A 20595-nucleotide genomic window follows, 5' to 3' on the forward strand; every position below is an offset into this window, starting at 1 on the left:
AAACCTTGATATCTGTTATTGTTAACAAACCGACTGTCTGCTGATTCCATTCTTCAGGCAATGAGCCAACCAGTCTCCCAGAAAGCGGTTTACCTGATGTTTTTCGTCTTTCTGGTACATCCGCAAATTGGGGTAATCATAGCGTGGCTTCCAGCGGGAAGTCTGTTGAGCGGCACACACTTCTGCCACCCTGGCGTCATGGTAAAGCCGGATGGTCATGCGTGGGATCAGGTATTCCGGCATGGCGTTCTCAGCCAGCAGGCGTAACTCAACCACCGTGGTATAACGGGTGGATTCGGTGATGGTCAGGCAGTATTCCTGCTCTGACACGGCGTATACACACTGGTCACCGACCTGATCGCTTTTTGGCAACAATGGAAGCAACTTCGCATAGTTGGTCTCGTAAAGCCGCATAATGTCTGCCAAATCAACAGTGTATCTTTTATTCAATCGGTATCCTTAGCGCCGGTGCATGGATGATGTTCGGGGTTACAGGCGTTTATGGTTAAGTTGCAACCATTGTAGCGCAATGATAGAGGCCGCATTTTCAATTTTACCAGATTCTACCCACTGGTAGGCCTCTTCCCTGGACACCACCCGTACCCGGATATCTTCACCCTCATCGGCCAGACCGTGAATGCCACCAGCCTGCGTGCTGTCCACCAGCCCGACAAAGATATCCAGGGTTTCCGAGCAGCCGCCTGAACTGGACAGATAGCGGGTGATCTTATGCAGCTCCCCCACCTCCAGTCCGGCTTCTTCCACGGCTTCGCGACGAACGACCTCGTCCGCCGATTCACCCGGCTCAATAATGCCGGCCACGATTTCCAACTGCCACGGGGTACACTCGGCGGCCAGGGCGCCAATTCGGAACTGCTCGACCATCACCACACTGTCGGTGGCCGGGTCATACGGCAGCAGTGCCGCCGCATGGCCACGCTCAAACATCTCGCGATCCATCGGTGCGCTCCAGCCACCGGCGAACAGACGATGGCGAAAACGGTACTTCACCATCCGGAAAAATCCTTGGTAGAGCGTGTCCTTGGCCAGCACCTCTACATCCTGAGCCGAAAATACGACCGGCTCATTGCCTTTGGTGTGTGACTTTGTCATGCAATTTTTTATCCCTGAATCCGTCCACAAAATAGGACAATGGCTGACAAAACATGTCATGTGCCTATTTTTCCATCTTCTTCAAGGCACAACAATGACGTGATTCAACAATTATGACAATTATTGTTAATTAATTTAAGTCAAAATTTAAATCTGTTTAGATTACAATCACACATACAACAGTAAACATCGTAAAATAAGGTAAAACTGTTGAATGATCAGTTTCACGCAAGGAAACATACGTTAAACTGGAGCCTTGCTCATATTTTTGTCAGGACCAGGAAAGGCATACATGAAAAAATTGCTTCCGCTTATTATTAGCGTTGCGCTTGGCGGCCTCAGCCAGTCAGCAATGGCCGATGACCTCGCCGAGATCTACGAACAAGCCAAACAGAATGACCCGCAGCTGCTGCGTGCCGCTGCTGATAAAGATGCTGCTTTTGAAGCAATCAACTCAAGCCGAAGCGCGTTACTGCCTCAAATTAACCTCACCGCCGGCTACAATGTCCTGCGCTTGGACGGCGATACTGAGGGCTTCAATGGTGGTGTCACCCTGGATCAATCCATCTACAACCGCTCAAGCTGGGTAAGCCTGGACATCAGTGAGAAGCAGGCGCGCCAGAGCGATGCGGCCTATGCATCGACTCAGCAGAACCTGATCCTGCGCGTCTCTACAGCTTACTTCGATGTACTGCGTGCTATCGATAACCTGGAATTTGTCCGCGCCGAGAAAGCCGCCGTGGGCCGCCAGCTGGAGCAAACCAAGCAGCGTTTTGAAGTCGGTCTGTCCGCAATTACCGACGTACACGATGCTCAGGCACAGTATGACAGCGTACTGGCTGATGAGATTCTGGCGCAGAACACCCTGACAAACAGCTACGAAGGTCTGCGCGAGATCACTGGCCAAGAGCACACTAACCTTAACATTCTGGATACCAAACGTTTCTCAGCCAGTGCGCCACAAGCCCGTGTGCTGGATCTGATCCAGGATGCCGAAAACGAAAACCTGAGCCTGCTGACGTCTCGCATTACCCAGGATATCTCCCGCGATCAAATCGCCCTGGCGGAATCCGGTCACCTGCCGACGCTGTCGTTCAACGCCGGTTATGAATATGACGATAAACAGTCCTTCACTGACGAAGGTACACTGAACGCCGGTATCAACCTGAAACTGCCGGTTTACACCGGTGGCCGTACGACCTCGGAAGTGAAACAGGCTCAGTTCGCGTATGTTTCCGCAAGCGAAGGGCTGGAAGCCAGCTACCGCGGCGTGGTACGTGACGTGCGTGCGTTCTACAATAACATCAACTCTTCAATCGGTGCCATTCGTGCATACCAGCAGGCCGTAGTCTCTGCCCGCTCAGCACTGGAAGCGACCGAAGCTGGTTTCGATGTGGGTACCCGTACTATCGTTGACGTGCTGGATGCGACCCGTCGTCTGTACGATGCTAACCGTCAGCTGTCGAATGCCCGTTACGATTACATCATCAGCCAGCTTCAGCTGAAACAGGCTGTTGGTTCGCTGAACGAGCAGGATGTACTGGATATCAACGCCGGTCTGGTAAAGGCTCGCTGATTCAGGCCTGACCGCAAGCCAATAAAAAAGCGCCATCCTTGATGGCGCTTTTTGTTTATCCGCAGGCTGAGTAATTAACCGCCACCGTGTAAGTCCCGTCGATGACGATCTCGGACAACTTATCCTCGTCCGCCGCGGATCGCTTCGATGATTTCCGTGGTTGAGCAGCCATCTTCAAAGTTCAGCACCCGAACTTCCCCGCCCGCGGCAATCACTTCCTGTCCACCAGCGATCTGCTCAGGTTTGTAGTCACCACCTTTGACCAGCAGCGACGGCAGAATCTCGCTGATCAGACGCTGCGGCGTTTCTTCACTGAAGGACACCACCCAATCAACGGCGCCCAACCCGGCCAGCACTGCCATCCGGCGATCTTCCGGGTTCACCGGACGCCCCGGCCCCTTCAGCGCGCGAACCGAGCTGTCAGAATTCACCGCCACAATCAGGCGATCGCCCAATTTGGCCGCCTCATTGAGGTAAGCCACATGGCCGGCATGCAGAATATCAAAACAGCCGTTGGTCATGACCACTTTCTCCCCGCGGGCACGAGCAGCCTGTACCGCCAGCTTCAGCTGCGCTTCGCTGATCACCCCAAAACCACTGTCCTGGCTGCCGTGAATCGCTTCGGTCAGCTCAATGGTCGACAAGGTCGAAGTGCCCAGCTTGCCAACCACTACACCGGCCGCGGCATTCGCCAGTTTACAGGAATCCGACAGGGACTTACCGGCTGCCAGCGAGGCTGCCAGTACCGAAATCACCGTATCACCAGCACCGGTCACGTCGTACACTTCTTTGGCCTGGGTTGGCATGTGCAGTGGTGCCTGGCCTTTTTGCAACAGGGTCATCCCGTGCTCACTACGCGTCACCAACAAAGCTTCAAGCTCAAACTGCTCAATCAGCGCCATGCCTTTGGTTTCCAGCTCTTCATCGGTGCGCGCACGGCCAACCACCGTCTCAAACTCTGACAGGTTCGGGGTCAACAGCGTGGCACCGCGGTAACGTTCAAAATCAGCCCCTTTCGGGTCAACCATCACCGGCAGACCGGCATCACGCGCCGCCCGGATCATCACCTGAACGTGTTCCAGCGCCCCTTTGGCGTAATCAGACAGTACTACCACTTTGGCTGAGGGCAATGCCTGCGCCATGCGTGGCAGAATCATGTCCACCGGGACATCGTGGAAACCTTCCTCAAAGTCCAGACGAATCATTTGCTGACCACGGCTCATGACCCGCAGTTTAGTGATGGTCGGATACTCCGCCAGAGTCACAAAATCACAGCGTACATCCAGTGACGTCAGTTTTTCGGTCAGCGCTTTGGCTGGCTCATCAATCCCGGTCAAGCCAATCAGGCGGGCATGGCCCCCTAGCGCCGCGATGTTCATCGCCACGTTTGCCGCGCCGCCCGGGCGCTCTTCGACCTGATCAACCTTCACGACTGGCACTGGCGCCTCTGGCGATATACGCCCGGTTGGGCCATACCAGTAGCGATCCAGCATGACATCGCCTACAACCAGCACGCCTGCTTGATCATAATCAGGAAGGGTCAGTTTCATTTTTTTCTCCGGGATTGTGATAACCCCCAAATCTTAACACAAAGCCAATTTCTCGTGCATCTGACCTGGGGGCTCAGTTCTGGTATTCCGTGGTTCCGGTTTAATAGGGAACTCAATTTTAAGGGCTAAGGGGCTATGACTCAGCCGCTGTAACCAAGCAGCTATAACTAAACCGCTATAACTAAACAGCTATGGATAAACCGCTATGACTTAACCTCAGGCTCCAGCCATTGTTGCCACAAAGCTTCCACCGCCTGACGTTCGGCATGACAGGCTTGCTCATCAACATAAGCAGGCAGCCCCAGCAAGCTGAGACGGTGGATTTCATCACGCAGGGTACAATAGGCCTGCTTGAGCAGCATCGCCTCTTGTGGCGAAAGAATGTCGTAATCCGCCATGGTTTCAAAAATCCGGACATTGTCCGACCAGCGGGTCAGCGCCGGCTCTTCGGCTGAGTGACGCAGCACCAGATACTGGGCCAGAAATTCTATGTCGGTGATCCCGCCTTTGTCCTGCTTGAGGCCAAACAGACCGGGTTTCTTGCTCCCGAGGTGCTGACGCATTTTATGGCGCATAGCGACCACTTCCTCACGCAGCGTGTGCTCGTCGCGAGGACGGGTCAGGATCTGATGCCGCACCTGGGCAAATGCCTGTTGTAACTGGCTGTCACCGTAAATCATCCGGGCACGCACCAGCGCCTGGTGTTCCCAGGTCCAGGCTTCCTTCTCCTGGTATTCCGCGAAAGCCGCAATGGGGCTGACCAGTAGGCCGGATGCACCGGACGGACGCAGCCGGACGTCAACCTCGTAAAGCACCCCGGTTGCGGTGCGGGTAGAAAACAGGTGGACAATACGCTGCACCAGCCGCAGATAGAACTGGCGCCCGTCAATCTCTTTCGGGCCGTTGGTGTAGACGTTGTCCGGACAGTCATGAAGGAAAACCAGGTCGAGATCAGAGCCATAGCCCAGCTCCCAGCCTCCGACTTTGCCGTACCCCAGAATCCCGAAGCCACGGCCGCCCCGCTCCGCCAGATGAGTCGGCTCGCCGTATTTTTCGACCATTTGCAACCAGGCCTGATTGACCACCGCAGCGACTATCGCTTCAGCCAGATAGGTCAAGTGGTCGCTGACCTTCATCAGCGGCAGGGCACCGGCAATGTCCGCGGCGGCGATACGCAGCAACTGGGTCTGTTTGAACTGACGAATGGCTTCCATCTGCTGCTCCATGTCCTCTTCCGGGATACGGGCAAGGTACTCACGCAGCTCGTCAGCGTAGTTCTCCAGTGGCGTCGGGTTATACAGGTGTTGCGGGTCAATCAGTTCATCAAGCAAGATCGGGTACTGTGCCAGCTGTCCCGCGACCATAGGGCTGGCGGCACACAGCCGGATCAACTGCTCCAGTGCCGCCGGGTGTTCGCCCAGCAGCTCCAGATACGTGGTACGGGTGGCAATGCGCACGATCAGTTTACTGATCCGCTCCATCACCGCGACCGCATCATCCCGGGTCACCACCAAGGCCAGCACCGCCGGCATCAGTCTGCTCAGCACTTCCCGGCCACGCGGACCGAGGGTACGTTTGGACAGTTCAGACTTCATGTTTTCCAGTACGCCCGCCAGCGCCGACACATCCGGTGTGGCCAGTTCGGTCAGAATATCGCGCAGCACCTCCGGCTCTTTGAGCATCTCCCACAATTCCTGGTACTGCACCGGTACATCATTGTGCGGCTCATCCTCTTCCGAGCCGACGATAGTGGCAAACACCGCATGGACGGCGCTCATCTGCTCATGCACCGCCTGTGACAAAGCTGGCCAGTCCGCATAACCCATTGCCAGTGCCAAACGACACTGATCCAGCGGCTTGTCCGGCAAGGTCTGGGTCTGTTTGTCATCAATTGCCTGCAGCAGATTCTCCAGCCGCCGCAGGAAACCATAACCCTGTTCCAGCACAGCGACCTGATCCGGCGGCAATAAGCCATGTTCGCGAATTGCCGCCAGGGTTTCCCGCAGACCGCGACAACGCAGATCCGGTGTTCGCCCACCCCGAATCAGCTGGAAGGACTGGGCGATAAACTCGACCTCGCGGATCCCGCCCGGCCCCAGCTTGATGTTATTGTTCAGTCCGCGACGACGCACTTCGGTGCTGATCATCGATTTCATCCGCCGCAGCGACTGAATGGCGCTGAAATCAATATAGCGGCGGAACACGAACGGACGCAGCATCTGACGCAGCTCATGGTACTGGGCATAGCTCTCCCGCCCCATGACCCGCGCTTTGATCATCGCGTACCGTTCCCAATCACGTCCCTGCTCCTGATAGTAGTCTTCCAGTGCCGCAAAGCTCATCACCAGCGGGCCGCTGTCGCCAAACGGCCGCAGTCGCATGTCCACCCGATAGCAGAAGCCATCGAAGGTCTGTTGATCCAGCGCCTTGATCAGCCGCTGACCTAACCGGGTAAAAAACTGGGCATTGGCCAGACTCCGGCGACCGCCCTGGGTCTCGCCGTTTTCCGGATAGGTGAAAATCAGATCGATGTCGGAGGAGAAATTAAGTTCGCCGCCACCCAGCTTACCCATTCCCAAGATCAGCATCGGCTGTGGGTCGCCGTCCGCATTACAGGGGGTTCCCCACTCTTCGCAACAGCGGGCATACAGCCAGTTATAGGTTTCCACTATCATGGCTTCGGCCAACAGAGAAAGGTGAGACAGAGTCTGGTCGAGCGTTGCCGCGCCGGTAAAATCACGCCAGGCAATCCACACCATTTCCCGGCAGCGGAAATGACGCAGCACCCGCATCAGCCCGTTATCGTCGATCACGCCGGCCAGCAACTCCGCCAAGGCCGGGCGATAGCTGTCGCTCCGCGTCTCCTGCTCAAGGTGCTCGGCCAGCCACGGCAGCAGGGTGGCATCCCGGACAATCGAGGCGGTGATAAAGTCGCTGTAACCCAGCACTTGCTTCAGCGCGGCAGCCAGCGGAGCAGGCCATTGCGCCAGCGCATCCGGATGCGCCTGTGCGACCTTCTCCCAGGCCAGTTCCGAAGCGGCGTTGATGTGATCTTGCGGAGTCATAATATGTCCTTGTCTGTCTCTGCTGCGGTGACGATGAAAAATCACCTTACGATAGCACAACGCCCGCAAATGCGGGCGTTGAAATCAAGTGAAAGTTATTGTCGGATCACACCGTAAATGCCTGGATTTTTTTCTCCAAATCAGTGGCATGGTTCTGCATCACATCGGCGGTTTCCGTCAGCTCCGTCACCACGTTCACGGATGCCTGAACCAGCTCCCGGACATTGGTCAGGTTCTGGTTCATTTCATCCGCAACGGCACTCTGCTGCTCCGCCGCCGACGCAATCTGGAAGTTCATGTCATTGATCAGACGCACCTGCTCGACAATCTTATCCAGCTCGCCGCCAGCACTGGTGACCTGCTCGACCCCTTCTGCCGCTTCCACCACACTTTGCTCCATCAGTTGCACCGCTTGCTGCGCACTTCCCTGCAGCTGGCTGATCATTTCCTGAATCTCAATGGTCGCGGTCTGGGTACGCTGCGCCAGGTTGCGCACTTCATCCGCCACAACCGCAAAGCCACGTCCCGCTTCACCGGCCCGGGCCGCTTCAATGGCCGCATTCAGTGCCAGCAGGTTAGTTTGCTCTGAAATTCCCTGGATGGTCACAATCACGCTGCCGATCTGCTCGACCCGCTCTTCTACCTGATTAACCGCATGGGCGGACTGGGTGATGTCCTGCGACAGCAAGTTGATGATGTTAATCGTCTGGGACACAAACTGCTGACCCTGCTCTGCCTGAGCCGAGCTGCCTTCCGTTGCCGCCGACGCTTCACGGGCATGCTCTGCCACCGTTTGCACTGTGGAGCTCATTTCACTCATGGCTGAAGCCAGCTGATCAATTTCGTTGAACTCTTCCTGCGCCGATGCCTTGGTTTCCATCATGCTGACTGACATCACTTCCGCCAGCTCAGACAGCTCACTTGCCGCCTCGCGCTGATTGCAAATAACCTCACGCAGCTGGCGCCGGGTCTTCTCCAGCTCACGGGCCAGATCGCCGTACTCATCCCGGCATTCCATCTGGATCGGCTGTGACATGTCACGTGCCGCCAGGCGCTGAATGTTGTCCGCCAGGTAACGGGTCTGGCGCAGCATTACACTGGAGCCCCCCAGCAGAATAACCATAAAAGAGACAATCATCAGTCCGGTCTGCCAGGCCACCTGCATCAGATACTGCTGGTAATACGTTTCAGCTTCCGAAGCCGGCTGAGACGCCACCACCACCCAGTTCAGCGCCGGCAGCTCAACGGCGTATTCGAACCGTGACTGGTCAGCCAGAATCAGACTGGCCGCACCGCGGTGCTGCTGCAGTTGCTGACTAAGGCTGGTACCGTTTTCCACCTGCGCGGTCAGATCCGTGAGACGACGAGCCTGCGGATGCCCCAGCACCTTCTTGGCGTCGCGCTCGACCAGATACACGTAGGCACCCGCATTCATCGCCTTGGCCTGAGCCGTTACCAGTTGCTCGACCAGCAGACTGTCACGGGTATTGTCACTGAGGATACTCCGAATCCCGGCCGCAGTAGCTTCGGCTTGTTCTTTGGCCCGATCCTGCTGGATCTCCACCACAGAGTGATAAAACGTATTGGCGTCCCAGAGCTGCTTGCATACCAGCAAGACGGTACTGAATACCATCAACAGCACCAGCTTGGGGACCAGCTTAATATTGGTTAACCCTTGTTCCCATGGTTTGAAAACCATTTTGGTCATGTGGAATCTCCATATATAGTTCTACCTTCCTTCGACTCGGCATCTGAGCCTTCAGGAGAGCGTTTTTTTATTCTTGCCGCGCTTTAGATGAGTTATTTTTTGCACTAAAACAATATGAGTCATTGTATCTATCGACTGGGGACCATAAAAATTTAATGAAGAAAAAGCACGAAGCCATCAAATATGAACTCAACCCCATGAGCCTGATGGCGCTGGTACTGTCCTTCGCGTCACTGACGATTGTGACCACCATGATTTTTGTGCCACGCCAGAGCAACAGTTACCACCTGCTGCTGGCCATCGATACCATGATTTGCCTGGTGTTCTGGCTCCAGCTGCTGACAGATCTGGTTCGTTCTGATAATAAACGCGCCTACCTGAAGGCCCACTGGCTGGACTTTCTCGCCAGCATCCCGGTGATCGAACCTTTCCGCTTTGGCCGGCTGCTCCAAATTTTCCGCGTCATACGCCTGATCCGCTCCAGCCGCCACGTTATAAACCAAATCCGCAGTCACCGGCGGGAAGCCACCCTAGCCAGTATTTTCCTGCTGCTTACCGTGTTGATCTCGGTCGGTTCTGCGATGATGCTAATCATTGAGGGGAACGTGCCGGAGTCAAACATCAAAGATGCCTTCGATGCCCTGTGGTGGGTTATTGTGACTATCTCAACGGTCGGCTACGGCGACCATTACCCGGTGACTCTGCTGGGCAAAATGCTGGCAACGGTGATGATCATTTGTGGGGTGGGTCTGTTTGGTATGGTCGCCGGTCTGGTGACGTCCTTTATTTCTGATCCAGAGCACAGCCAGCAACGGAATGCCGAACGCCATGAAAAAGAGTGGCAGCAAATGCTCAGACATCAGGAAATGCTGCTGAACCGGCTGGAAGCACTGGAACAGCGCCTGAGCCAGCGAGAACAGCAGGATAAGCAGGACAATTAAAAATGCCCGGCTACATGCCGGGCATTTTTTACGCATTAAATCTTACGTATTAAAGCGCTGCGTCACACCGCGCATTAAGGCCAGTAAGGCGTCAAGTCAATGCCAATCTGGCGAGTCTGATCCATGGCATGGATCAGCGAGTCTTCCTGACGGGACAGCCATTTTTCAACCTGACGACGATCTTCTTCATCGTCCTGCAGGGCAGCCAGTTCACGTACCGGCTCCAGCTGACGCAGGTCTTCAATCCCTTGCAGCAAATCAAGCCAAGGCATCCGGAACATCCGGCGTTTTTCCTCGTCATACAACGCCGCAAAGCTCAGGCCGCTCAGCAAATTGCGGGTCAGGCGCGGCTGCTGATCGAGGTAGTCAACCCGGTTGAGCTGACGCTCGGCCGGAAACACATCCAGCAATTCCTGCCAGGAGCGGGACAGGGTTAGATCGGCAAAGCCTTTCAGCGGGCTACTCAGCCGGGCACGGGCTTTGTCGTCCAGAAACGGCTGCCAACCCCGACTCAGAATCCAGCGGCTCAGGTCAAGCAACAGGCCACAATAACGTGACGACTGGATCAGCTGCAGCATCTCCCATTCATCCGGCAGATCGGCCTGACGGGCTTCTAACTGCTTCATCAGCGCTTTACGGGCATTGAGTTTTTTCAGGGCGTAACCTTTTTCGGCCAGCAGGTAATCAATGCCGGAAGCCTCGGTCAGCCACTCCAGCTCACCTTCCAGCCATTGCACTTCCTGGCGCACCAATGCACTGGCACGACGCGGGATCATCCCGCCAAACACCACCAGCGACTGCCGCAGCAGTCCCAAAGCCTGCTGAATCTGGATCAGTGCCGCGCGTTCCTGACGCTCGGCGTAAATCTGCTCATGGTAATGCCAGTGTCCCAACGCGTGTTCAAGGGTTTTGACAAACGCGCTTTCCACATTGTCTTCATCTGTGACCGGCACGTGGTCGAGCGGTTTGACGTCATCCCCCTGGTAACCGGCGGCAAGGCGGTAGCCACGGGCCGCCTTGCTCAGGTTACCCAGGCGCATCCCACCTAAGGCACACAGCTCTCGGGCCAGAATAAACAGGGCATCGGTCTGACCGGATTTCAGCTCCAGCTCGACTTCGCAAATCGGATCGGTATTGCCGTTCGCTTTGACTTCGCCTTGGTCGAAAGCCAGCTCAATCTGGCTGCCGTCCGGCATCGCGATCAGCCATTGCTGGCGGACAAAGTCCGTTGAGAATATGGGGGTCAGTTGCTGCTGTACCTGGCTGACGTTCAGCGTCTCCGGCCAGGCATCCGCAGGATGCAGGGAAAGATCAGGATCGGTACCATTGGTTTCAGCATTGTATTCCGGGCGCTGGTGCAGTCCTGCGACCACGCGACCTGCTGTCTTCAATGTCTGAACAAAAACATCATCAAAACGACGAACCCGAAGGCCGATGTCGTGCTGGCGAAGAATTTGGTCTGGCGTGTCGAAGTAGATGTTGCCTAACTCACGACGACTTTGCTGCAGAATTTTCGCTTCGGCGATTTTAGCCAGTAATTGGTTCGAAAATTCTGGTGAGACGAAAAACTTCAGTTCTATCTCGGTTTCCATAGTCCTACCTATAAACAGTGGCAAACCAAGGATATTGGCAATTTCCTTTAGGGGCAAGCACGAAATATAAACAAAACCTTGATCAAAATTAGTTCCCCTATACTTACTTATGCGTTACCATGCGCGCCTTAATGACCATCGAACAAGAATTCGCCAATATCGGCTCTTTCTAGGTTATTCGGCTATGCCAGTAAATACGATTATGGGGCTCTTTGCTAAATCCCCGATTAAACCGCTGCAACGTCACGTTACTCGTGTAAATGAATGTTGCGATCTACTTGTCCCGTTCTTTGAGGCTTGTAAAGCCGGAGATTGGGAGCAGGCTACGGTCGTGCGCGAGCAAATTTCCCAGCTTGAAAAAGATGCGGATGTGCTCAAACGCGAAATTCGCCTGAAACTTCCTCGTGGTCTGTTTATGCCAGTCGACCGGACTGACATGCTCGACCTCCTCACTCAGCAGGACAAACTTGCCAACCTGGCCAAAGATATCGCAGGCCGTGTGTTGGGACGCCAGCTGCAAATTCCTACCGAAATGTATCCTGACTTCCTCGCTTATGTTCAGCGTTGTCTCGATTCCGCCAGTCAGGCGAACCGCGTGATCAACGAACTGGACGAGCTGCTGGAAACCGGCTTTAAAGGCCGTGAAGTCACCCTTGTGGCCGAAATGATCAACCAGCTTGACGTTATCGAAGACGATACCGACAGCATGCAGATCAGACTACGGCAACAGCTCATGTCCATCGAAGACCAGCACAGTCCGGTGGATGTCATGTTCCTATACAAAATCCTCGAGTGGATTGGCGCAATTGCTGACCAAGCACAACGCGTCGGCTCGCGCCTGGAAATCATGCTATCGCGTTCTTAAGCGAAGGTAACAAAAACAAGGTTTTACAATGGAAATCCTGGCTAACTACGGCACCATGATCATCTTGGTGGCGGCTTTCTTTGGTTTTTTAATGGCTATCGGTATTGGTGCGAACGACGTTGCCAACGCCATGGGTACCTCTGTAGGTTCGAAAGCGCTGACCGTTAAGCAAGCAATCATCATTGCGATGATTTTCGAATTTGCCGGTGCTTACCTGGCGGGTGGTGAGGTAACAGACACTATCCGTAAAGGGGTCATCGAAACTTCCCATTATGCCGCCAATCCGGAAATCCTGGTGTACGGTATGATGTCAGCTCTGCTGGCGGCTGGTACTTGGCTGCTGGTTGCTTCTTACATGGGCTGGCCGGTTTCAACCACTCACTCAATCATTGGTGCCATCATTGGTTTTGCCTGTGTGTCAGTGGGTACTGAAGCCGTTGACTGGAGTTCGGTACAAGGCATCGTCGGCAGCTGGATCATTACTCCGCTGATCTCCGGCTTCTTTGCCTACGCCATTTTCATCAGTGCCCAGCGCCTGATCTTCGATACTGATAACCCGCTGATCAACGCCAAGCGTTTCGTCCCGGTTTACATGTTCATCACCTCAATGGTGATTGCACTGGTAACCATTAAGAAAGGTCTGAAGCACGTTGGTCTTCACCTGTCTAACGGCGAAGCCTGGCTGGCAGCAATAGCGGTTTCAGCTGTCGTCATGATCTTCGGCTACATCTACATCAGCCGTAAGTACACTGACGATGGTTCTTCTATCGACAGTAACGGTTACGCGGGTGTTGAGCGAGTATTCAGCCTGCTGATGGTTGTGACAGCCTGTGCGATGGCTTTTGCACACGGTTCGAATGACGTAGCTAACGCCATTGGTCCTCTGTCTGCCGTTGTGTCAACAGTTGATCACCTGGGCCAAATTGCAGAGAAAAGTGAAATTGCTTGGTGGATCCTGCCACTGGGTGGCATTGGTATCGTTGTCGGTCTGGCCACCATGGGCCACAAAGTAATGGCAACTGTCGGTACCGGTATCACTGAACTGACCCCAAGCCGCGGCTTTGCTGCTCAGCTGGCTACTGCGTCTACCGTAGTACTGGCTTCAGGTACGGGTCTGCCGATTTCTACCACGCAAACTCTGGTCGGTGCAGTATTGGGGGTGGGCTTTGCCCGCGGTATTGCCGCCCTGAACTTGGGTGTAGTACGTAACATCGTGGCTTCTTGGGTCGTTACCCTGCCAGCCGGTGCTCTGCTATCCGTCATATTCTTCTATGTGATGCAAGCCCTGTTCAGTTAAAACCTGTCAAACCGGAGTCTGGTTCACAAAAGAGGGAGGCTATGCCTCCCTCTTTTCTTGCACCGGGAAGCCAAAGTTTTTAGTATTTGTGCTCCCAAGAAAACAGGCTCCCGCAAGGAATCAAATTGTGAAGCAACTAATCAGCTTACTTGTACTGGCTTTTGCGGTAATTACGCTGCCAGCCAAAGCCGAACAGACTCGCTATATCTCGGATGATCTGTTCACATACATGCACACGGGCCCTAGTACCCAATACCGTATTATGGGCAGTGTGAACGCAGGCACGAAAGTGGACCTGCTAGAAGTAAACCGCGAAACCGGCTACAGTAAAGTCCGCGATGACCGAGGCCGCACCGGCTGGGTGAGCAACGACTTCATTTCCAAGCAGGTGGGTCTGAAAGAGCGTGTTCCTGCGCTGGAAAAAGAGCTGACTCAAGTGAAAGCCTCACTAGCAGATGCATTGCAGTCAACGGATGAGAAAACCGCAGGCATGCAGAAAACTCTGCAACTGCGCGCCAAGCAGGTAACCGATCTGGAAACCCAGAACAGTCAGCTCAATGAGCAACTGATGGCGTCGCAAACGGAAATCCGCGAACTGCGTGCCAAGCTGGATACTCAGAAAGATGACCTGCTGATGAAGTGGTTCACATACGGCGGCATGGTGGCCGGCGGTGGTCTGCTGTTTGGTCTGATCCTGCCGCACCTGATCCCACGTCGTCGTAAGCGTAACAACGGCTGGGCTTAATTGTCGCGCGAGCCATCAGCGCTGGCGGAGTACTAAAGCATTGTCCCCCGTCAGAACAACACGATAAAAAAGCAGCCTGTTGGCTGCTTTTTTATTTGGGCGCTGGGCCGACTTACCAGTCGGCTCGATTATCGTTTACTGGCGTGACGTCGTGCTCGACAAAACAAATTTGCAAACCAGCAAACCAGCAAACCAACTACCATTCCGACAGCGCTGGCATAGCCACCAGGTAGGCGTCAAAATCGAACACCACCTGACGCGGTTCGATCCGGCGCAGTACCACTCCCGGCGCAATCTCATCCCCTTCATAGGCTTCACGACCATTCACTTTGACCCAACGGCTGTTCGCCGTGGAGGCGTAGATATGGGTCTGGAAATTCAACGTCGGGATCCGTTTTTGTACCGAAGCCGGTAAATCGCCAATTGCGATCGGCTCAGGCTCAGTTTTTACCGGGGCCGGTGCCACCTCATCAACCACCATTTTCTGTGCATACCCAGCGGATGTTTCATCGCCACGGGTCGCAGCAATCGCCGATCGCAGATGGGCAGCCAGCTCAGGAGAGACATCGGAATAATCCAGGCCATCCAGATCCCAGCTGTCCGCGGCTGGCTCCGCCTGGGACAGGGTGTCATCGGCAGGCAGCGCTTCCGCATACGGATCAACATACGGGTTGTCAGCATCAGCCTGGGACGAGGCGCTTGGCGCGTACCGATACGATTCGTCAGCAGCCAGGCTCAGGCGAGGCAGCGGCTCCGTATAAAACTCCGGGTAAGGTAAGCGTTCAATGCCTGCGGGATACGTTCGGCTCCCTGCCCCTTCCAACATTGCCCCGGCGACGGTGTCATCCGGGGCAGACAATGCTGGTGCTGGCTCCGTTGCTTGCGTCATTGGCGAAGACACATCAGCGGCAAGCTGAGGCACACCGCCAGCCAGCCAGCCCTGCGTATACCCGGTATAAACCAGCATCCCCGCTACCGGGAGCAGAAAGCTCAGCAGCGGCAGACCCCAGCGTCGTACCGGCGGTTCAGTGACGACCGAACCGCTCGTGCGGGCCCGGCTGAGTGACGGTGAACGCGGCTGGCGCTGGGCTTCGGACTGGGCAATGGCAGATAATAACTTGGACATTAACTTCTCTCCGGTTGCAGCGTCGGGCCCGGTAAATTCAGAGCGGCATCAATCACCATCAGAGTCCGGGGACCGGCGATGCCGTCGGCAGACAAATCCTGTGCGCGCTGGAACCGGCGCAGTTTATCCAGCAACCTCTGCTCGAAGGTATCCTGCCCGCTCTGCGCCTCACCCAGAATACTGCTCAGCTGACGATCCAGCCAGCGGACTCTCGGCCCCTGTTGGCCATAGCGGATCGCACTCTTATCCCCCAGCGGCGGCCGCCATAACAGGGTGTACTCCCCGTTCCAACGAGCATTCAGCCAGTTCGGGCTGACCGCAATGCGCTCCCCCGCCAGCAACAACTCAACCTGATCACGCCCGATAGCGTATAAGGTGGCGTAATACGCGGGGCCAGCTGGATCGCTGAGCGACAAAATGGCCGGGCGATTGGTAATCCCCAACTGCTCCAAATCACCTTTGCCGCGGAAACAGCTCATGGCAATCAGGCTGCCGGATTCACAGTTCGCCTGATTCAGGTTGGTCTCATAGCCCCACAGGCGAAACAGCTCCTGCATCGCCTGACGCTCTGAATCAGCCAGGCGGATCAGGTGCTGCCAGCGGGCGTCAGCGGTGGCTGTCTGCATCGCAAGCGACGTTGACGACGTCTGCTGTGCGGTCACCGGTATTGCCGTTTCTGTCACGGCTCCTGTCGATATCACTGGCTGCCCGGCAGACACAGACGTTGCCGGTTTGGCCATGGATGCGGATAGCAGCTTCGGAAACGGCGCACTGACGCCCGGAATAGCGCCGAGCAGATACGCGCCGCCCAGCGCCACAGCCAAGCCAGCGGCCAACGCCAAGCTGGCCGGACGACCTGTGGGTTTGGCCGCGCCTGACATCGCTTCTGCCGGTTGTGAGGGCAATTGCCAGCTCAAAACCTCATCGCACGCTTTCGCAACCACATCACGGCTGAGCTGGTGCATACTGTGCTGGTGTCCCAGCTGCATCGCTTTGTCACACACCAGGTTAATCAAGCGCGGGATGCCACCGGTCGCCTTGGCAATTTGCTGGGCCTGCGCTGGCGCAAACACCTGATGTAAACAATCCACCGCCCGCAGGCGGTAATTAATGTATTCGCACACTTCCTCACCGGTCAGCGGCAACAGGTGGTAACGGGTGGTGATCCGTTGTGCCAGCTGACGCAATCTTTCCTGTTGGAGCAACTGTTGCAGCTCCGGCTGGCCGACCAGCACCACCTTAAGCAATTTGGTACTGTCCGTTTCCAGGTTAGTAAGCAACCGCAGTTGTTCCAGCACATCTGGCATCAGATGCTGCGCTTCATCAATCAACAGCAGGGTCTGCCGACCGTTGCGGTGGTTTTCCAACAGATGCTGATAAATAGCGTCAGTCAGCTGCTTGAGATTGGCATCAGCCGGATAGCTGATAGCCAGCTCATCGCACAGGCTGGCCAGCAGATCACGGGTCGACAGCGAAGGGTTCAGTACGACGGCCACCTGAGTTTCCTGCGGCAACCGAGCCACCAGGGAACGCAGCACCGTGGTTTTGCCGGTACCGACCTCACCGGTTAGCAGGCCAAAACCGCCGCCTCCGTTCAGGCTGGCCAGCATATGCGTCAGTGCTTCACGGTGGCGCTCGCTCAGATACAAAAAGCGTGCGCTCGGCACAATTGAAAACGGCGATTCCGATATGCCGTAGAATTCCTGGTACATGCCATCAGCTCTCATCAATGGGCGTAAGGGGAAATAGGGTTACGTTACCTGTACCCTGCCTGAATGTATAGCCCCGACCCCCTGTGATCGCCGTCATTTCATAACGGATCACAATCAGTTAAGCCATTCGTGTTCAGTGCCCGGTTTGATATACTTGAAAATAAAAAGTTCAGCGCAATTCGCGTTTCAGTCCGCGAAACAAGAGGAAAAGACATTGCAGACATATTTGGTTGGCGGGGCCGTTCGAGATGCCTTACTCGGATTGGCAGTGAAAGACAAAGACTGGGTGGTGGTCGGTGCCACTCCGGCACAAATGCTGGAGCGGGGCTATACCCAGGTCGGCAGCGACTTTCCGGTCTTCCTGCACCCGAAAACCAAAGAGGAGCACGCCCTGGCCCGCACCGAGCGGAAATCCGGCAAAGGCTATACCGGTTTTGTCTGCTACTCCTCCCCCGATGTGACCCTTGAACAGGATCTGATGCGGCGCGATCTGACCATCAATGCCATTGCGCAGGCCCAGGACGGCAGCCTGATTGACCCTTACCACGGCCAGCAGGATCTGGCGCAACGGCTTCTGCGCCATGTTTCTCCGGCCTTTGTTGAAGACCCGCTGCGCGTGCTGCGGGTGGCCCGCTTTGCTGCCCGGTTTGCGCATCTGGGCTTCAGCGTTGCCCCGGATACCATGGCACTGATGCAAGAAATGGTGGTGGCCGGCGAGCTGGAAGCGCTGACCCCTGAGCGGGTCTGGATGGAATGGGAAAAGTCACTACAGACTCCGAACCCGGAAGTTTTCCTCAAAGTCCTGCGCCAGTGCGGGGCTCTGGCGGTGATCATGCCGGAGATTCACAACCTGTTTGGCGTTCCGCAGCCGGAAAAATGGCACCCGGAAATTGACTGTGGGATCCATACCATAATGGTGGCCAAGCAGGCCGCGCTCCTCAGCGAGTCGCTGCAGGTGCGTTTTGCCGCTCAGGTACACGATCTGGGTAAGGCACTGACTCCGCCGGCGGAGTGGCCAAGCCATAAGATGCACTGCCAGACAGGACTGGGCGCAATCAAGCAACTGTGCCAGCGCCTCCGGGTTCCGAACGAATATCGGGACACCGCCCTGTTTGTCTGTGCCCAACACACGAAAGTGCACCACGCCAACGAACTGCGTCCGGCCACCTTCGTCACTTTGTTTGATCAGATCGATGCCTGGCGCAAACCGGAGCGGGTCGAGCAACTGGCGCAATGCTGCCGCGCAGATATCCGCGGCCGCACCGGGTTCGAGCAGGATCCGTACCCGCAGGCTGACTGGCTGCTGGCCGCTTTTTCGGCGGCACAGGCGGTCGAGGTCAAACCGATTGTAGAAGCAGGTTTTCAGGGTAAGGCGATCAAAGAGCAACTGGCACTGCGCCGGGCCGAAGCGATAAAAGCCGTTCTGGCCCCGCTCCGGGGATAACTCCAGACAGGCAGTTCATCGCCAAACTGTCCGCCGCACCCGCATAAACAAAAAGCCCGGCAAGATGCCGAGCTTTTGCAATGTTGTGATCTGTCGTTTGTAACTTGTCTTGGTACGTTGTGACGACGCGATAGCGTGCCTAATCAAACAAGCCTCAGTTACTCATCAAGAAGGCCAGCAGACCCACACCCAGCAGCAGGCGGTAAATCACAAACGGGAACATCCCTAAACGCGTCACCAGCTTCAAGAACACGTGAATACACGCGTAAGCACTGACAAACGACACAGCGAAGCCAATCCCCAGCGCGCCGACCTGAATAGGCGCACCGCTGGTCACCAGTTTGGTACCCAGGTAGCTGCCCGCCAGCAGAATGATCGGAATCGACATCAGGAACGAAAAGCGCGCTGCCGCTTCACGGGTAAAGCCCAGGTACAGCGCCGCAGTCATGGTCGCCCCAGAACGCGAAGTGCCCGGGATCATCGCTGCGGCCTGTGCTAGGCCAATAAACAGTGAACGTTTCCAGTCAGCCGCGTACTCGTCAACCTGCTGGCTGGCACGCTTATCCACCCACCACAACAGCAGGCCAAATACGATGGTGGTGATCGCAATCACCCAGGCCGAGCGCAGGTAGAGTTCAATAAAGTCTTTCATCATCAGGCCGAAAATACAGGCCGGAATCGTCGCCAGCACAATCATCCATGCCAGCTGAGATTCCGCCGTATGCTTGCGGCGGAAGATCGAACCCACCCAGGCACTGAGCAGGGTCACCACTTCCTTACGGAAATAACCGATCACCGCCGCCAGCGTCCCGACATGCACAGCCACATCAAAAGCCAGTCCCTGATCTTCCCAGCCCAGTACGGCCGACGGCAAAATCAGGTGAGCAGAACTTGAGATCGGCAAAAATTCCGTCAACCCCTGGATCAGGGCCAACACAAAGGCTTCAAAATGACTCATTAACTGTCCTTAAAATACAAAATCTTCCACAGGCCACAACGCCTGCTCAAACGTGCTTACCTGCCACAGCTGAGCAATGGTCCGACCGTCACCGGGGATTGTCAGCTCAGGGCTCAGCTCTGCCAGCGGCTGTAAGACAAACGCAAACCGAAAAATATCCGTACGCGGTAAAATTGGTTGGCTTTGTTGAATGGTGTCGCCGTACATCAGCAGATCCAAATCCAGCGTCCGGCTCTGGTATTTGGCCGCCTCCGGTGAGCGGCCATACTTAATTTCCAGTTGCTTGAGCGTCTGGTGCAGCTTATCCAACGATAACGACGTTTTCATGGCAACCACACAATTGTAAAAGTTCGGTCCGGAGAAACCGACCGGCTCAGCCTCGAACACGGTCGAAACCTGAAAATCCGCACCGAGTTTTTGCAATTCCGCGATCGCAGCCTGAATATGGTATTCCCGCTCGATATTCGAGCCCAGGCTGATATACACAGTGGTCACTTAGTGCCTCGTTCAATCACCACACCGACACCACGGGCATTAGCAACCGCGCCAGGTTTGGTCACTCGTACCCGAAGCCAGGGCACGGAAAATTGGGTCATGATCAAGCCGGCAATTTCCTCTGCCACTCGCTCCACCAGCAAGAAACGGCCATTCTGAATATGGTCGGTAACCGCCTGGCTAACCGCCGCATAATCCAGGGCATAGGCCACATCGTCACTGTCTGCTGCCGGACGGTTATCGTGAGCCATCTCCAGATCTAGCACCAGCTTCTGTTTGATTTCCTGCTCCCAGTCATACACTCCAATAGTGGCAATGACTTCAAGATGTTCGATAAATACTGAATCCATGTTCAATCGCTAATTTTGTTAGAGGTCGGATACCTAATTTGAGCTAAAACGCGTATTA

General features: G+C 55.5%; 17 protein-coding genes. 6 read left to right on the forward strand and 11 right to left on the reverse strand.

The genetic code is table 11. From position 1 onward, the window contains the following. Window positions 1-21: 21 nt before the first annotated feature. Window positions 22-450 carry a DUF1249 family protein gene (locus C9I92_RS22170; protein WP_084712448.1) on the reverse strand — a complete coding sequence of 143 codons (429 nt, stop codon included), beginning with the start codon at window positions 448-450 and terminating at the stop codon, window positions 22-24. A gap of 39 nt (window positions 451-489) precedes the next feature. Beyond that, window positions 490-1113 carry an ADP-ribose diphosphatase gene (nudF, locus tag C9I92_RS22175; RefSeq protein ID WP_047883729.1) on the reverse strand — a complete coding sequence of 208 codons (624 nt, stop codon included), beginning with the start codon at window positions 1111-1113 and terminating at the stop codon, window positions 490-492. A 292-nt stretch (window positions 1114-1405) separates the two neighbouring features. On the opposite strand from nudF, the gene tolC reads away from it, so the two are divergent. Further along, window positions 1406-2689: an outer membrane channel protein TolC gene (gene tolC / locus C9I92_RS22180; protein ID WP_047883728.1), complete on the forward strand. Its 1284-nt coding sequence runs from the start codon at window positions 1406-1408 to the stop codon at window positions 2687-2689. A 119-nt stretch (window positions 2690-2808) separates the two neighbouring features. On the opposite strand, the gene hldE is transcribed toward tolC, so the two are convergent. From hldE to C9I92_RS22195, 3 genes are all read right to left on the reverse strand, one after another. Beyond that, window positions 2809-4239, reverse strand: a complete 1431-nt coding sequence (gene hldE / locus C9I92_RS22185; protein WP_047883727.1) for a bifunctional D-glycero-beta-D-manno-heptose-7-phosphate kinase/D-glycero-beta-D-manno-heptose 1-phosphate adenylyltransferase HldE — start codon at window positions 4237-4239, stop codon at window positions 2809-2811. Window positions 4240-4442: 203 nt separating this feature from the next. Then, complete coding sequence (gene glnE, locus C9I92_RS22190; RefSeq protein WP_047883726.1) at window positions 4443-7304, reverse strand: bifunctional [glutamate--ammonia ligase]-adenylyl-L-tyrosine phosphorylase/[glutamate--ammonia-ligase] adenylyltransferase; 2862 nt, start codon at window positions 7302-7304, stop codon at window positions 4443-4445. Window positions 7305-7410: 106 nt separating this feature from the next. Continuing rightward, complete coding sequence (locus C9I92_RS22195) at window positions 7411-9012, reverse strand: methyl-accepting chemotaxis protein (protein ID WP_047883725.1); 1602 nt, start codon at window positions 9010-9012, stop codon at window positions 7411-7413. 155 nt (window positions 9013-9167) lie between these two features. Between C9I92_RS22195 and C9I92_RS22200 the strand changes: the two genes are divergently transcribed. After that, window positions 9168-9953, forward strand: coding sequence for a potassium channel family protein (locus tag C9I92_RS22200; protein ID WP_047883724.1), 786 nt, complete (start codon window positions 9168-9170; stop codon window positions 9951-9953). A gap of 74 nt (window positions 9954-10027) precedes the next feature. On the opposite strand, the gene C9I92_RS22205 is transcribed toward C9I92_RS22200, so the two are convergent. Continuing rightward, on the reverse strand, window positions 10028-11545 hold the full coding sequence (locus tag C9I92_RS22205) for a CYTH and CHAD domain-containing protein (protein WP_047883723.1): 1518 nt from the start codon (window positions 11543-11545) through the stop codon (window positions 10028-10030). Window positions 11546-11729: 184 nt separating this feature from the next. Here C9I92_RS22205 and C9I92_RS22210 point away from each other — a divergent pair, with 184 nt between their 5' ends. The 3 genes from C9I92_RS22210 to C9I92_RS22220 all read left to right on the forward strand — a co-directional run bounded on the left by C9I92_RS22210 (window position 11730) and on the right by C9I92_RS22220 (window position 14452). Further along, entirely contained in the window at window positions 11730-12410 is a 681-nt protein-coding gene (locus C9I92_RS22210) for a TIGR00153 family protein (RefSeq protein ID WP_047883722.1), read from the forward strand. A 28-nt stretch (window positions 12411-12438) separates the two neighbouring features. Next, entirely contained in the window at window positions 12439-13707 is a 1269-nt protein-coding gene (locus C9I92_RS22215) for an inorganic phosphate transporter (protein ID WP_047883721.1), read from the forward strand. A 127-nt stretch (window positions 13708-13834) separates the two neighbouring features. Then, window positions 13835-14452 carry a TIGR04211 family SH3 domain-containing protein gene (locus C9I92_RS22220; RefSeq protein ID WP_047883720.1) on the forward strand — a complete coding sequence of 206 codons (618 nt, stop codon included), beginning with the start codon at window positions 13835-13837 and terminating at the stop codon, window positions 14450-14452. A gap of 196 nt (window positions 14453-14648) precedes the next feature. Here the strand turns inward: C9I92_RS22220 and C9I92_RS22225 are convergent, their stop codons facing one another. Then, window positions 14649-15578 (reverse strand): general secretion pathway protein GspB, encoded by a 930-nt coding sequence (locus C9I92_RS22225; protein ID WP_053061715.1) that lies wholly within the window; start codon window positions 15576-15578, stop codon window positions 14649-14651. Then, window positions 15578-17290 carry an ExeA family protein gene (locus C9I92_RS25815; RefSeq protein WP_047883719.1) on the reverse strand — a complete coding sequence of 571 codons (1713 nt, stop codon included), beginning with the start codon at window positions 17288-17290 and terminating at the stop codon, window positions 15578-15580. The genes C9I92_RS22225 and C9I92_RS25815 overlap by 1 nt, the downstream gene beginning before the upstream one ends. Before the next feature lie 214 nt (window positions 17291-17504). Here C9I92_RS25815 and C9I92_RS22235 point away from each other — a divergent pair, with 214 nt between their 5' ends. Next, entirely contained in the window at window positions 17505-18734 is a 1230-nt protein-coding gene (locus C9I92_RS22235) for a multifunctional CCA addition/repair protein (protein WP_047883718.1), read from the forward strand. A 154-nt stretch (window positions 18735-18888) separates the two neighbouring features. On the opposite strand, the gene C9I92_RS22240 is transcribed toward C9I92_RS22235, so the two are convergent. Genes C9I92_RS22240 through folB form a run of 3 tightly spaced genes read right to left on the reverse strand, consistent with a single transcriptional unit; the run spans window position 18889 to window position 20537 of the window. Next, on the reverse strand, window positions 18889-19692 hold the full coding sequence (locus C9I92_RS22240) for an undecaprenyl-diphosphate phosphatase (RefSeq protein ID WP_047883717.1): 804 nt from the start codon (window positions 19690-19692) through the stop codon (window positions 18889-18891). Between the two features lie 9 nt (window positions 19693-19701). Then, window positions 19702-20187, reverse strand: a complete 486-nt coding sequence (gene folK, locus C9I92_RS22245) for a 2-amino-4-hydroxy-6-hydroxymethyldihydropteridine diphosphokinase (RefSeq protein WP_047883716.1) — start codon at window positions 20185-20187, stop codon at window positions 19702-19704. Then, window positions 20184-20537, reverse strand: coding sequence for a dihydroneopterin aldolase (folB, locus tag C9I92_RS22250; RefSeq protein WP_047883715.1), 354 nt, complete (start codon window positions 20535-20537; stop codon window positions 20184-20186). Before folB ends, folK begins: the two co-directional genes overlap by 4 nt. Window positions 20538-20595: the final 58 nt, after the last annotated feature.

The sequence above is a fragment of the Photobacterium ganghwense genome, from assembly GCF_003025595.1.
In the GTDB taxonomy this organism is placed as follows: Bacteria; Pseudomonadota; Gammaproteobacteria; order Enterobacterales; family Vibrionaceae; genus Photobacterium; species Photobacterium ganghwense.